A 12393-nucleotide genomic window follows, 5' to 3' on the forward strand; every position below is an offset into this window, starting at 1 on the left:
GCAAGTGACGATCCAAGCCTAGGCCGGGATCAGAAACATATTTCCCGCCGGCTCGCCATCCATGCTTGAATGCTCAGCACTGACATGCGCGCGGCGTCGCGTCGGCCAGCTTGCGTGGCCGCCATCAACGACGACCAGGTCGCTCCGCCAGGGAGCTCTTTCGAAAGCGCGACATGTTCGTCAAAGCCGGACTTGCCCACATTGGCGGGCTGCAGATTTCGTCCTTCGATGTCATCTACGTCTGCCCGTCCCATTCCGAGCTGGGAACACTGATCTTCAGGCGGCGTCACGCCCCACCGAGGCGCGCGCTCTTCATCGACCTGCCCAACGATCCGAAGCACGGAACGATCGAGCGGATCCGTGACGTGCTGGACCCACTGCGGCACTCCGAGGATTGGCTGCCATGATCGGATTCGATCATCGGCGGCCGCGGTCAAGTCATGGCCTGTTGCCCCATCGCCCGCCCGATCGAAGCATTGCCCCACCCCCCGCCGTGCCGCCGGGAATGCCGTGAGGAAGGCGCTGATGAACCAACTCACGACTGTCGACTTCAAGCACACGGTGGCTGTCAGCGGCCGCGTCATCAGGGTATGTGCCGACTTTGGTGCGAGCGGGAAGTTCCTGAGTTGGAGCGCCACCTTCTACATCGCGCCTCAGTTCTTCGAGATGACGGGATGCGTTCAAAGAGCTCAAGGAGAGACCTAATCCCAGACCGTCGTGTCGTCGATCGGTCAGGCGCTGAACGCAAGGTTCCGCTGATCCCGCACGCCGACGTCACAAACAGGGAGCAACCAATGCGACTCTTCAAGTCCGTGGATTTCCGGCACGAGTGTCGGGTGAGCGCCTCCGCCACAGGGCTGGCGAAGGCGTGCGTTGACTTCAGCGCGAGCGGAGCACTGCTGGTTTGGAATGCAACGATCAATCGCTCCGAGCGGGTTTTCGAACTGGAAGGTTCCACCTACCGCGCAGACGACGAATCCGAGCGCGAGGCCGTGATACGGGCGGTCTCGATGGCAATCGATGCGGCAATCGCGGCCGCTTGAAAGCGCTCGGAGTACGTGCTTTTCCGTGCCTTTCCCAAGGCGGCTCGGAGTCTGAGCATGGCCGGGGTCGCGGCATGCCCGGGGGCCGCGTATCTCGTTCAACAAGGAAGTCGGATGACCATCCCACCGCCTCCACGGTCCGTCCTGGTGGTCGACGACGTACCTGACATGTCGACGTCGCTTGGCTTGCTGCTCGCGGGGCTCGGATTCAGCGTGCGGACGGCGCTATCGGGGGAGCAAGCGCTCTGCTTGATCCGGGACGACCCGCCAGACGCAGTGATCTCGGACATCGAGATGCCAGGCATCGGAGGTATCGGACTCGCTCAGGCGATCAAAAGGGACTCGAGCATCAACGCGTTGCTGATCGGGATCTCGGGTTCGGCTCAGAGCTTGCGCGCCGCCGCCGACCTCTTCGACCACACGCTGCTGAAGCCTGTGTCGATCGAGGCCTTGGAGGAGCTGCTCCCTCATGAGGACTGGAACATATGACACTGCTTCGGACCGCGCATGGCGCATGGAACGCTGAAGAGGTCGGTGAACTCGTGGATGGCTTTGCCAAGCACATCTCCCAATATGGGATCGTTCTGCTGGATCCCTTGGGGCGAATCACCGGATGGAGCGAGGGGAGCTACTGCATCACCGGCTATTCGGCTGAGGAGGTGCTGGACCGCGGCTTCTCGATGTTGTTTGTTGACGACGACGTGAGGGCGGAGCTGCATCGCCACGAACTCAATGCCGCAGCAATGCTGGGAGCCGTTGAGGATGAGCGATGGCACGCGCGCAAGGATGGATCGGCCTTCTGGGCCAGTGGCATGACCTTCTCCAGGCGTCAGCACGGCCGTCATCTTGGCTTCGCCAAGCTGTTTCGTGATGCCACCCACCTACGCCTTCGAACTCAATGGCTCGAGAACGAAGTGCAGCGCCTGGAGCGACAGCATCACGATCAAACGGTCTTCATCGGGACGATTGCGCACGAGTTGCGCAATCCGCTGCAGCCGATCGGCCTTGCCACAAGACTGCTTGCGTTGTCGGTCGATCCCAAGCAGATCGAACAGGCAGCGAAGGTGATCCGTCGGCAGGTCGCGTTCGTCGAGAGACTGGTCGAGGATCTGGTCGACATGACGCGAGTGAGCGAAGGCCGGTTGAATCTGCGCTACGAAGACGTGCTGTTGCAGCCGTTGGTGGAGGAGGCGATCGAAGCATGTCGCCCGTCTGCGGTCGCCGCCAGCGTCGAGCTTCTCAGCGTTCTTCCGCCGGTGATGGTGCGAGTACAGGTCGACAGTGGCCGTATCCATCAGGTTGTCACCAACTTGTTGAACAACGCGATCAAGTTCACTCCTCGTGGTGGTCGTGCGTCGGTGCTGGTCAACGTCGACGGAACTCACTTCCTGATCAAAGTGCTGGACACAGGCTGCGGTATTGGGCCGGAGCTTCAGCCTCGCATCTTTGACATGTTCACGCAGACTGACGGCGCGGACTCCGGGCGGGGGCATGGCCTGGGAATCGGCCTCGCCCTCGTGAAGGAGATCGTCTCCCTGCACGGAGGAACCATTGAGGTCAGAAGCGAAGGCCGCGGCCGTGGCAGCGAGTTCATTGCGAGACTACCGATCCTGAGACAGGCGCCGCGAACACCAAATTAGAAGGAGCAAGTCCGCCCATCGCGGCGAAGCGCCAACTTTGACGGCCTCCATCAAGGGCATGCGCAGGTGATAACCGACGCCCGGCGCCAGCACCACGGCGGGGTGCGGACCGCTTCCGCGCGGCATGTCGACCAGGATCGAGCGAGGTGCGGGCGAAGGGGAGGGCGCTTGCATGGCGAGTGATTCTCCTCGCCCCCCCTCAATCCGCCCCTGTCCTTCGCCCCAACACCTCCTGGATCGTCCGCGTCAGCGCACCGAGCTCGATCGGCTTGGCGACATACCCCTGGAACCCCGCCGCCAGCCCTTCTTGCCGGTCGGCGACCATCGCGAAGGCCGTCAGCGCCAGCGCGGGCAACTCTTCCGCGCTGCCTCCGCCCGTAACCCCACCGATGGGCGAATACGGCCAGAGAGGCATGATGACTACGAGTTAGGCTCGCGCCATGCCCATCGACGAGAACTGGTTCGAGAACGAACGCTTGCATCGCGCCGCAGCCGACGGCGACCTCGAGGAGATGCGAAATCTCGTCGCCGCTGGCTATCGGCTAGACATCTTCGATGACTTGGGACACGCCCCGCTCCACTATGCCGTCAAGGGCGAGCACTACAAAGCCGCGGAATGGCTTATCCAACAGGGGGCTGGCGTCAACGCCAACGACGAAGCAACCATCGGAGAAACACCGCTCGCCTTAGCCGTGACTCGCGACTATCCAGAGATGGTGGAACTGCTTCTCAGAAATGGCGCCGATCCGGATATCACCGGCTGGATGGCAAATACGGCCCGCTCACGCGCAGAACGTCGTAAGGACGAGGACGGCAAGAAGATCGCGTCTCTCATCCAACAATATCGCCCGCACTGACTTCGTTCAGCGTCCGTCTTGTCCCCTGGCATCCGCTCGTTCTCGACGAACGTCGAGGGCGCGTTGTATTGCTTGAAGCAGGCGGTGGGTATAGATCGAACCAGAGGTGCCCCGCTGGCGTTCGATCTCCAATTCACGACGAACGTCGTCAGGCGCCCCCTCCCAAATGCCATGCGGGAAGATTTCTGCCGAGAGCCACAACTGAGCTGGAGTGAACCTGCATCTTGTGCCGTGATCGTCTAGTGCCAGGCGACCCAAGATCTCTGGATGTCCAGTCCATTCCGTGGACACCACGTCGTACTCTGTCCCGTCGACCGTAGACGGGGATGGATTCAGATAAAGCGGCACACGGCTCATCAGCGCATTGTGCAGGCCGCACCCCGCTGATCACGCTCCAATCGGTGCACCAGCGCGCGTTATCCGAAGCCGCTGCAGACGAAGTCGACGACAAGCCGCGCGACCAGGTCGTGAGACCGATTCCGCTGCGATTGCTGCGTCGCCTTCAAGGCCAGGCGTCGCGAACCCATGATCGCCACCGACGACAGCCACGCGCATCGTCGGCGTGGCCGCGGCGGCGAAGCGATGGAGCTGCCGCGTGTCGCAATGGGGATCGCGATCGCCGCTGACGAGCAGCGAGGGACGTTGCTCCGACGAGAGCGAGCCATGGTGCAGGTCGGCGGTGTTGATTGGCTCCGCGTCTCCCGCGCTGGGCCGCGAGATCAACGGCGTCAGCACGACCGCGCCTGCCAGCGCCGGATCCGCCGCGAAGATGCGCGTGGCAACGACCGACCCCATCGACTTGCCGGCCACCACGAGTCGATCCGGCCGCACGCGGACGTCGGCTCGGGCGAGCGCGATGACCGCGGCGAGTTCGGCTTGCTCGACGGACAGATCGTCGGACGGCTGCCCCTGGGGCTCGGAATCCATGTAGCGCCAGTTGAAGCGGAACACGGCGATGCCCTGCTCGGGCAGGACCTGGCCGAGGCGCTCCATCAAGGGCATGCGCAGGTGATAACTGACGCCCGGCGCCAGCACCACGGCGGGGTGCGGGCCGGTTCCGCGCGGCATGTCGACCAGGATCGAGCGAGGTGCGGACGAAGGGGAGGGCGCTTGCATGGCGAGTGATTCTCCTCGCACCCCTCAATCCGCCCCAATCCTTCGCCCCAACACCTCCTGGATCGTCCGTGTCAGCGCGCCGAGTTCGATCGGCTTGGCGACATACCCCTGGAACCCCGCCGCCAGCCCCTCCTGCCGGTCCGCCACCATCGCGAAGGCCGTCAGCGCCAGCGCCGGCAACTCCTCCGCGCTGCCGCCCGGCAGCTGCCTCACCGCCCGGATCAGCGAGCGGCCATCCATCTCCGGCATGCCGATGTCGGACACCAGCAGGTCGAAGCGCTCGCCGTCCGTCAGGCGCGACAGCACCTCCGCCGCGCTGCCCGCGACGCTGACCTTCGCGCCCAGCCGGCTCAGCGCCACCTGGCCCACTTCGCGCGCGTCCTCCTCGTCGTCGACCAGCAGCACCCGCACGCCCGACAGCGTCTCCTCCGACAGCTCCACCGGCGCCGCGCTCGGCGGCGGCGGCAGGGCCTGGTCGGCCAGCATCGGCAGGCGCAGCTCGAAGCAGGCGCCGCCGCCCGGGCCGGGACTGGCGGCGCTGATGCGGCCCTTGTGCAACTGCGCGATGGCACGCGCGATCGCCAGGCCCAGGCCCAGGCCGCCGACCTTGCGCGTCGACGAGCCGTCCTCCTGCCGCAGCCGGTCGAAGACGTAGGGCAGGAACTCCGGCGAGATGCCGCGCCCGGTGTCCTGCACGCGCAGCAGCGCCTCGCCGTCCGCGACCTCGACCTGCACGTCCACGCGTCCGCCGCCGTCGGTGAACTTGATCGCATTGCCGATCAGGTTGGTCAGCACCTGCGCCAGCCGCTGTGCGTCGCCGGCGATCCACACCGGCTCGGGCGCGGCGCAGTTCAGCGCGACGCCCTTGCCCTGCGCCTCGTGCAGCGCGCCCAGCACCGACTCCGAGGCCAGCGCCGACAGGTCCAGCGGCGCCGTCTGCAGCACCAGCTTGCCGGCGGCCACCGCGCTCATGTCGAGCAGGTCGTTGATCATCCGGCCCTGCAGCTGCGCATTGCGCCGGATCACCGCCGCGGCCTTGCCCAGCATCGGATGCGCGTCCGAGAAATTCGACAGGATGTCCGCCCAGCCGGTGATCGCGCTCAGCGGCGAGCGCAGCTCGTGCGACAGCACCGCCAGGAACTGGTCCTTCAGCTCGTTGGCCCGCTCCGCCTCCTCCTTGCCCTGGCGCAGCGCCTGCTGCGCCTCGTAGGCCGGCGTGGAGTCGCGGATGATCTTCGAGAACCCGGTCAGCGCGCCCGACGCGCTGAACAGCGGCGTCACCACGCCCTCGGCCCGCAGCCGCGTGCCGTCCTGGCGCATCAGCCAGCGGTCATCCCGGGCCGCGCCCTGCGTCAGCGCGAGCGCCAGCTCGTTCTCGAGCACGTCGGCGGCGCGGTCCTCCGGCGTCAGCAGGATCTCCGCCGACATGCCCCGCACCGCCTCCAGCGCATGGCCGAAGATCGTGCCGGCGGCACGGTTCCAATCGCGGATCCGGCCCTCGGCATCGAGCAGGATGACCGCATGGTCCTGCAGCGAATCCACTACCCGCGCGTACAGCGCGTCGGCCTCGCGCAGCTGCGCCTCGACCTGCCGCTGCGCGTCGCGCTGGCGCACCTCGCGCAGCGCGCGGTCGATGGCCACCGGCAGCCGCGCCAGGCGGCCCTTCATCACGTAGTCGGTGGCGCCGCGCTTGAGCAGCTCCACCGTGTTCTCTTCGCCGATCACGCCCGACACGAAGATGAAGGGCGTGCCCGGCACCAGCCGCTGCGCCAGCGCCAGTGCCTCCGCGCCGGTGAAGCCCGGCAGCTGGTAGTCCGACAGGATCAGGTCGAAGCGCTGCGTCTCCAGTGCGCCCAGCAGTCCCGGCTCGTCCTTCACCCAGGTCACGCGTGCCCGTGGATGCGTCGTCTCCAGCGAGGCCAGCAGCAGCTCCGCGTCGAAGGTGGAATCCTCCAGCAGCAGGATCTCCAGCGGCGGCGCGCCAGCTGCGATGGCGGATGCGGCGCTCGTCGGCGCACCGGACGGGGGAAGGGGCGCGGAATCGGCCATCGCGTCATTCATAGCGCCGCGCGGCGCGCAGCGAGCCCGGTGGCGGCTCGTTCAGCACCGCCCAGAACACGCCCAGGTCGGCGATCGCGGCGACGAACTGCTTGAAATCCACCGGCTTGACCACGTAGGCATTCACCCCCAGCGCATAGCTCTGCACCACGTCCGACTCCGTCTGCGACGAGGTCAGCATCACCACCGGGATGCTCTTGAGCGCCTCGGTGGCGCGCACCGCCTTGAGCACCTCCAGCCCGTTGACCTTGGGCAGCTTCAGGTCGAGCAGGATGACCGCCGGATTGCCCTCGGCGCGGTCGGCGTGGGCGCCTTCGCGGTTGAGGTAGTCCAGCGCCTCGGCGCCGTCGCGCACGATGATCACCTCGTTGGCGAGCTGGCTGCGTTCGAGCGCGACCAGCGTCAGCTCGAGGTCGCGGGCGTCGTCTTCGACAAGCAGGATGGGCTTGAGCATGGCGTTCGGCTTCACGAATCAGGAGAGAGGGAATCGGCGGCGCGAGGCGCCCCTGCGCCGCCGGGGGACAGTGATCGGTGGGTGGTGTCGGTGTTGGTCTCGGCCGCCGTGTCGCCCTCGGGCGCCTGGGCCTCCTGCATCGCACGCGTGGGCAGGGTGAAGCTGAAGCGGGCGCCGCGCTCGGGCTCGCCCCAGGCGTCGACCTGGCCGCCATGGCGCTCGACGATGCGCCGCACGCTGGCCAGGCCGATGCCGGTGCCCTCGAAGCTCTCGCTCTGGTGCAGCCGCTGGAACACGCCGAACAGCTTGCCCACGTACTTCATCTGGAAGCCCACGCCGTTGTCGGCGATGCTCAGGCCCACGCCGGTCTCGTCCTCGACGGCGCTGATCTCGATGCGCGCGACCTCGCGCGGCCGCGTGTACTTCACCGCGTTGGCCACCAGGTTGCGCACGGCCACCTGCAGCAGCACCGGGTCGCCCCACAGCCGCGGCAGCGGCCGCTGGATCACCCAGTCGATGCGGCGGTCCTTGTTCATCGCGTTCTGCTCGGCCACCAGGTCGTCGATCAGGGGACCGGTGTGGATGGACGCATGCTTGATCGCCGAGCGTCCCATCCGCGAGAAGTCCAGCAGCGCGTCCACCAGCTGCCCGGCATGGGCGGAGGCCTCCTTCACGTGCGCGAGGTAGCGCTGCGAGCGGGCCGACAGCCCCTGGCCCTCCATCTCCAGCACCAGGTCGACGAAGCCCGCGATGTGGCGCATCGGCGCGCGCAGGTCGTGCGACACGGTGTAGGAGAAGGCTTCCAGCTCCTTGTTCACGCGGCCGAGCTCCATGGCCACCTCGGCCATCTCCTCGGCGCGCCGCAGCACCACGCCGATCAGCGCCTGCCGCAGCTCCTGCACCGCATGGACCTCGCCCGAGGTCCAGGGCAGGGAGCGGCCGCCGACCTGCTCCTTCCAGCTCGAGAAGCTGCGGCGCGGATGCAGCCGCGTGTCGCGCTCCGTCGTGGGTGTCTTGTGCGGATTGCCGGCCCAGACCACGGTCTGCACGATCTCGGGACGGAACCAGACGATGTGATGGCGATGCAGCCGGGAGATCGAGATCGCCAGCACGCCCGCGGTGCCGGCCAGCGCCGCGGCCAGCGACGGCGGCGCGTCCAGCGCCAGGCGGTCGCTGTGCCACACCGGGTCGGCGCGATTGGCCAGCCACTGGCCCAGCGTCAGCAGCGTCTCGCGGTCCGGCGTCTCGCCCACCGACCAGCAGCTGTCGTTCAGGATCACCGCCGCGCCGCAGGCCCGGCCCAGTCGCAGCAGCGGCCCCGGCTCCTCCACCAGGCGCTGCAGCGTCGCGTCGCTGTCCGCCAGGTGCGCGACGATCGCCAGCGTCAGCTGGCGCAGGCGCAGCTGCTCGGTGACCTGCTCGTTCTCTTCCTTCGCCTCGATCTGCAGCGACAGCAGCTGCCCCAGGTGCTCACAGGCCATGCGCGTCTGCCAGGACAGCTGGCGCGGCGCGTGGTCGTGGCAGGACACCAGTCCCCACAGCTGTCCGCGCACGATGATGGACACCGACATCGACGCCAGCGTCCGCATGTTGCGCATGTATTCGAGGTGGACCGGCGACACGCTGCGCAGCGCGGCCTGGGACATGTCCAGCGCCGTCCCGTCGCGGCCGTCGACGAAGCGCACCGGCACCGGCTCGTAATGGGCGTCGGCGATCAGGCGGATGTGGTTGAGGCGGTACAGCTCGCGCGCCTGCGGCGGGATGTCCGAGGCCGGGAAGCGATGGCCGGCATAGGCGTCGTAGCCGCCGTCGAGCGCCTCGGCGAGCACCTCGCCATGGCCCTCGGCATCGAAGCGATAGGCCAGGCAGCGGCCGAAGCCGGTCAGGCGCTTCATCTCCGCGACCACCACCCGGCACAGCTCGTCCACCGCGGCGGTGCGCTGCATCATCGGCACCAGGTGCCGGGCCAGGCTGTAGATCGGCGCCCGGTTGCCGCTCTCCTCGACGTCGGCCTCCAGCTCGAAATAACCGCGCTCGCCGAGCCGGTGGCCCGACACATGCAGGCGACGCCCCCCGATCACCAGCGTGCCGCAGGACACCGGGCCCTCGCCATCGATCCACGCATGGCGAGCCGCGCGCACCGGATCGAGCACGCCCTCGATGCGTGCCGGCAGCAGGTCGCCCGACTCCGGCAGCAGCGTGCGCCAGTTCTCGCTGTAGGCGACCAGCGCGCCATCGCGCCAGTCCACCGCGGCCAGCCAGCCGTGGGGCTGGATCGCGCCGGGGATGCGGATCGGCTCGCTGGCGCACTGCGCGATCTGGCGGTCCATCGACGTCGGCGACGGCCCCTGGCTCATGGTGGCGACGTCCCCGTTCATTGCGGAGTCGCGACCGACGTGGCCGCGGCGGTCGAAACGAATGACATCGACGGAGCGGTCGCTGCGACCGGCAGGTCCGGCGCCCCGGCGCCCACCGACGCGAAGGTCTCGATCAGCGCCTGGAAGGTCTGGACGGCCGCGTGGCAGGCGGCATCGCGATCCGTCTCGTCGGCGCCGGCCTGCGCATCGGCGAGTTGTCGGAACTCGCGCCACATCGCGCCGGTGCGCTCGCCGAAGCCGTGGAAATAGGCGGCGCCGCGCTCCGGGGTCAGGCCGTGCCGCGCGAGCAGCATCGGCGTCAGCACCTGGCCGCCCAGCGCCGAGCCCTCCAGCACGTACAGCGAGCCGAAGGCGGCGGCCGGGCTGTCCAGCCGCACCTGGTGCTGCGAGGCCCGGGCCGCGGCGCGCATCGTGTCGTCGTGGGGGAGCGCGAGCGCGGCCAGGTCGAGTGCGGCGAACGGGGCGCGCCGGCGAGCGTCGAACCACGGCCGCAGCGGCTCGGGCAGCGCGTGGCGCACGCGCTGTTCCCAGAGCTGGAGGAATTCATGGAAGCCGCGCAGGATCCGGCCGTAGCGTGCGAGCGGCATCGGCGCCTCGAGCCGGAGCAGCGCCTCGATCTCGTCGTGCAGGGGGGCGGTGCAGCGGCGCAGGCGGGGCAGCAACTCGGTGGAAATGGGAGCGTCGATCGTCGTCATGGAACTCGGCGGGCGGTCGGGCGCGCGGACGGCGGGGGCGGCGCGAGGGCCGGACCCGGTCGCCAAGGCGCGGATTATGGTCAGAAAGGCGCAGGGCAAAGATCCGTCCCGACCCGGGGTGGAATCGCCGTCCCCCCATTCCGGTGGCAGCCTGAAGCGTCGTTCGTTCCTCGTCGCGCCGAAGACGGCGAGGGCACGGGAATTGCCACCAGAGGGCCATGCCTGCCCGTCGAGCGCCGCTGGCGCGCATGTACGGGAACTTCTCCATGGACCTCTTGCCGCAGGGTTTGCCATGCAACCGTACGCCGTCATCGTCGACGACAACCTTGAATCCAGCGAGACGCTGGCCATCCTTCTGGAGCTGGAGGGCTACACCGCCGCCACCGCCGCGACCCTGGCCGAGGCGCGCGCCTGCATTGCCGCGCGGCGGCCGGACGCGTTGATCCTGGACCGGGCGCTGCCGGACGGGCAGGGCATGGACTTCGTCAGCGAGGCGCTCAGCGGTGGTCCGATGACGATCGTCATGCTGACCGGTACCTCGGATCCGGGCGATGCCGCCGAGGCGATCCGGCGCGGCGCGAGCGCCTACCTGGTCAAGCCCGCCACCATCCAGCAGCTCAAGGCGGTGCTGGACGAGGCGCAGCAGGGCGTGCGTCAGGCTGCCTGAACCTGGCGCGACGCTGTCTGGGAAGGCCTCGGTGCGGGGCCGCCGCAGGACGGTGATGTGTCGGGGTATGGGGGAGGGGTTTTCGCGGCCTGCCGGGAAAATCTCTCCCCCATGCTGGCGCAGAGAGGTGGCAGGGAGGGAGTGCTTCAAACAAGCACCGAGCGCAGTGGCGAGGAAGACCCTCACCCCTCCCTCTCCCGCAAGCGGGAGAGGGTGAAACTCCCCCCGCTCTCTCGCACGCACAGGGCCACATTCATCCCCTCGCCCCCAGAGGGGGAGAGCAACTGTGTTCCAAGTCAAGCGCTAATCAGGCTAGCGCGGGCTGTGGATAAGAGGGCTGCCAAGCGGTGCCGGACTTGATGACGGCGTTGATGATGGTGAGCAGCTTGTGCATGCAGGCGGTCAGCGCCACCTTCTTAGGCTTGCCCGCTTGCACCAGTCGTTCGTAGAAGCTCCTGAGGACAGGGTCATAACGCACAGCGCTGAGCGAAGCCATGTACAGCGCCGAACGGACATTGGCCCGTCCACCCCAGGTGGAGCGCCGACCCTTGAATGTGCCGCTGTCGTTGTTCAACGGCGCCACACCCACGAGTTTGGCGATCTCGCGTCGCTTGAGTTGGCCGAGTTCGGGCAGCGCAGCCATCAGCATCGCTTGTGTGCCTGGCCCCACTCCCTTGAGCCCTTTGAGCAACTCCAGCTTGTCCTTGAAGTGCTCCTTCAGGAAGCCGCCCGCATCGTCATCGATCTTTCCGATTTGGTGGTCCAGCATCTTCAGAATGGTGCGAATGCTCTTGCGCTGCGACGCGTGCATGCTCGCCAATCGGTTGTGCTCAGCCACCCGCATGGCCACGAGCTGACTGCGCCGCGTCACCATGGCTAGCAGTGTCTCCTGCGCGTCCGTGGGCAGTTTGTAGAGCAGTCGCTCGCGCCGGTCGCTGGCATGCAGCGTGCGCGCAAACTGCGACAGCATCTTCGCGTCCGTGCGGTCCGTCTTGGCCAGGTAGCCCATCGCTTTGGCGAAGTCATGCGCCTGGCGCGGATTGATCACCATGACGGCCAAACCATGCGCGCACAGCATCGCCGCCGCCGGCTGCTCCAGCCCACCGGTGGCTTCCAGCAGAACGACTCCCACGCGCTCGCGCATCTCAGTGAGCATCGCCAACAGCGACTTCAAACCGGGCTCATCGTTGCTGAAGGTCTGCGTCTTGTCCCTGTCATTCAAGGCCACCTCAAGCGTGGCTTTGGAAACATCGATACCAACAAAAATCAGTTCAGGTGCGCCTGCCATTTCCCATCCTTGCAAATTCGAGGTCCGAGCACGCCAGTGCATGTCGGCCGTCCAGCAACTGTTCGGGCTTGCTCAACAGACGGCCAGTCGTCCACGCCAAATGCTCTCCCACGGGCTAGGTATCCCAGAGGGCAGACGGGCTGTGGACAACTGCCAAAACAAACCTGTGTGTACTCTCAAAACGAAAGATACAAGGG

The 12393-nt window shown here is 67.3% G+C and carries 14 protein-coding genes; 7 read left to right on the top strand and 7 right to left on the bottom strand.

Annotated features, from left to right (window positions below; all coding sequences use genetic code 11):
• Positions 1-173: 173 nt before the first annotated feature.
• The 5 genes from ACTJKJ_RS02355 to ACTJKJ_RS02375 all read left to right on the top strand — a co-directional run bounded on the left by ACTJKJ_RS02355 (position 174) and on the right by ACTJKJ_RS02375 (position 2683).
• Entirely contained in the window at positions 174-407 is a 234-nt protein-coding gene (locus ACTJKJ_RS02355; RefSeq protein WP_183482778.1) for a hypothetical protein, read from the top strand.
• Positions 408-525: 118 nt separating this feature from the next.
• Complete coding sequence (locus ACTJKJ_RS02360; protein WP_440819466.1) at positions 526-705, top strand: hypothetical protein; 180 nt, start codon at positions 526-528, stop codon at positions 703-705.
• Between the two features lie 89 nt (positions 706-794).
• Positions 795-1043 (top strand): hypothetical protein, encoded by a 249-nt coding sequence (locus ACTJKJ_RS02365; protein WP_183482776.1) that lies wholly within the window; start codon positions 795-797, stop codon positions 1041-1043.
• A 114-nt stretch (positions 1044-1157) separates the two neighbouring features.
• Positions 1158-1532, top strand: a complete 375-nt coding sequence (locus tag ACTJKJ_RS02370) for a response regulator (RefSeq protein WP_440819467.1) — start codon at positions 1158-1160, stop codon at positions 1530-1532.
• Positions 1529-2683, top strand: a complete 1155-nt coding sequence (locus ACTJKJ_RS02375) for an ATP-binding protein (protein ID WP_440819468.1) — start codon at positions 1529-1531, stop codon at positions 2681-2683. Before ACTJKJ_RS02370 ends, ACTJKJ_RS02375 begins: the two co-directional genes overlap by 4 nt.
• A 199-nt stretch (positions 2684-2882) precedes the next feature.
• On the opposite strand, the gene ACTJKJ_RS02380 is transcribed toward ACTJKJ_RS02375, so the two are convergent.
• Positions 2883-3098: a response regulator gene (locus tag ACTJKJ_RS02380; RefSeq protein ID WP_297385593.1), complete on the bottom strand. Its 216-nt coding sequence runs from the start codon at positions 3096-3098 to the stop codon at positions 2883-2885.
• 25 nt (positions 3099-3123) lie between these two features.
• Here ACTJKJ_RS02380 and ACTJKJ_RS02385 point away from each other — a divergent pair, with 25 nt between their 5' ends.
• Positions 3124-3540, top strand: coding sequence for an ankyrin repeat domain-containing protein (locus ACTJKJ_RS02385; RefSeq protein ID WP_343607182.1), 417 nt, complete (start codon positions 3124-3126; stop codon positions 3538-3540).
• Between the two features lie 387 nt (positions 3541-3927).
• Here the strand turns inward: ACTJKJ_RS02385 and ACTJKJ_RS02390 are convergent, their stop codons facing one another.
• The 5 genes from ACTJKJ_RS02390 to ACTJKJ_RS02410 are packed head-to-tail and all read right to left on the bottom strand — an operon-like array spanning position 3928 to position 10241.
• On the bottom strand, positions 3928-4656 hold the full coding sequence (locus tag ACTJKJ_RS02390) for an alpha/beta family hydrolase (protein ID WP_440819469.1): 729 nt from the start codon (positions 4654-4656) through the stop codon (positions 3928-3930).
• Positions 4657-4680: 24 nt separating this feature from the next.
• Positions 4681-6705, bottom strand: a complete 2025-nt coding sequence (locus ACTJKJ_RS02395) for a response regulator (RefSeq protein WP_440819470.1) — start codon at positions 6703-6705, stop codon at positions 4681-4683.
• A 4-nt stretch (positions 6706-6709) separates the two neighbouring features.
• Positions 6710-7168, bottom strand: coding sequence for a response regulator (locus tag ACTJKJ_RS02400; protein WP_091723694.1), 459 nt, complete (start codon positions 7166-7168; stop codon positions 6710-6712).
• A gap of 11 nt (positions 7169-7179) precedes the next feature.
• The gene (locus ACTJKJ_RS02405) at positions 7180-9546 is read right to left on the bottom strand and encodes an ATP-binding protein (protein WP_440819471.1); all 2367 of its coding nucleotides are present in this window, start codon (positions 9544-9546) and stop codon (positions 7180-7182) included.
• On the bottom strand, positions 9543-10241 hold the full coding sequence (locus ACTJKJ_RS02410) for a biliverdin-producing heme oxygenase (protein ID WP_440819472.1): 699 nt from the start codon (positions 10239-10241) through the stop codon (positions 9543-9545). The genes ACTJKJ_RS02405 and ACTJKJ_RS02410 overlap by 4 nt, the downstream gene beginning before the upstream one ends.
• 292 nt (positions 10242-10533) lie before the next feature.
• On the opposite strand from ACTJKJ_RS02410, the gene ACTJKJ_RS02415 reads away from it, so the two are divergent.
• Positions 10534-10908, top strand: coding sequence for a response regulator (locus tag ACTJKJ_RS02415; RefSeq protein ID WP_440819473.1), 375 nt, complete (start codon positions 10534-10536; stop codon positions 10906-10908).
• 307 nt (positions 10909-11215) lie between these two features.
• Here ACTJKJ_RS02415 and ACTJKJ_RS02420 read toward each other — a convergent pair whose 3' ends face one another.
• On the bottom strand, positions 11216-12196 hold the full coding sequence (locus ACTJKJ_RS02420; RefSeq protein WP_440819474.1) for an IS110 family transposase: 981 nt from the start codon (positions 12194-12196) through the stop codon (positions 11216-11218).
• Between the last annotated feature and the right edge of the window lie 197 nt (positions 12197-12393).

The sequence above is a fragment of the Roseateles sp. 22389 genome, from assembly GCF_052044995.1.
In the GTDB taxonomy this organism is placed as follows: domain Bacteria; phylum Pseudomonadota; class Gammaproteobacteria; order Burkholderiales; family Burkholderiaceae_C; genus Roseateles.

Bases quoted from the DNA above. Each gene is read 5' to 3' on its own strand.
- ACTJKJ_RS02355 (WP_183482778.1), top strand. From the start codon at position 174: ATGTTCGTCAAAGCCGGACTTGCCCACATTGGCGGGCTGCAGATTTCG.
- ACTJKJ_RS02360 (WP_440819466.1), top strand. From the start codon at position 526: ATGAACCAACTCACGACTGTCGACTTCAAGCACACGGTGGCTGTCAGC.
- ACTJKJ_RS02365 (WP_183482776.1), top strand. From the start codon at position 795: ATGCGACTCTTCAAGTCCGTGGATTTCCGGCACGAGTGTCGGGTGAGC.
- ACTJKJ_RS02370 (WP_440819467.1), top strand. From the start codon at position 1,158: ATGACCATCCCACCGCCTCCACGGTCCGTCCTGGTGGTCGACGACGTA.
- ACTJKJ_RS02375 (WP_440819468.1), top strand. From the start codon at position 1,529: ATGACACTGCTTCGGACCGCGCATGGCGCATGGAACGCTGAAGAGGTC.
- ACTJKJ_RS02380 (WP_297385593.1), bottom strand. From the start codon at position 3,098: ATGCCTCTCTGGCCGTATTCGCCCATCGGTGGGGTTACGGGCGGAGGC.
- ACTJKJ_RS02385 (WP_343607182.1), top strand. From the start codon at position 3,124: ATGCCCATCGACGAGAACTGGTTCGAGAACGAACGCTTGCATCGCGCC.
- ACTJKJ_RS02390 (WP_440819469.1), bottom strand. From the start codon at position 4,656: ATGCAAGCGCCCTCCCCTTCGTCCGCACCTCGCTCGATCCTGGTCGAC.
- ACTJKJ_RS02395 (WP_440819470.1), bottom strand. From the start codon at position 6,705: ATGGCCGATTCCGCGCCCCTTCCCCCGTCCGGTGCGCCGACGAGCGCC.
- ACTJKJ_RS02400 (WP_091723694.1), bottom strand. From the start codon at position 7,168: ATGCTCAAGCCCATCCTGCTTGTCGAAGACGACGCCCGCGACCTCGAG.
- ACTJKJ_RS02405 (WP_440819471.1), bottom strand. From the start codon at position 9,546: ATGAACGGGGACGTCGCCACCATGAGCCAGGGGCCGTCGCCGACGTCG.
- ACTJKJ_RS02410 (WP_440819472.1), bottom strand. From the start codon at position 10,241: ATGACGACGATCGACGCTCCCATTTCCACCGAGTTGCTGCCCCGCCTG.
- ACTJKJ_RS02415 (WP_440819473.1), top strand. From the start codon at position 10,534: ATGCAACCGTACGCCGTCATCGTCGACGACAACCTTGAATCCAGCGAG.
- ACTJKJ_RS02420 (WP_440819474.1), bottom strand. From the start codon at position 12,196: ATGGCAGGCGCACCTGAACTGATTTTTGTTGGTATCGATGTTTCCAAA.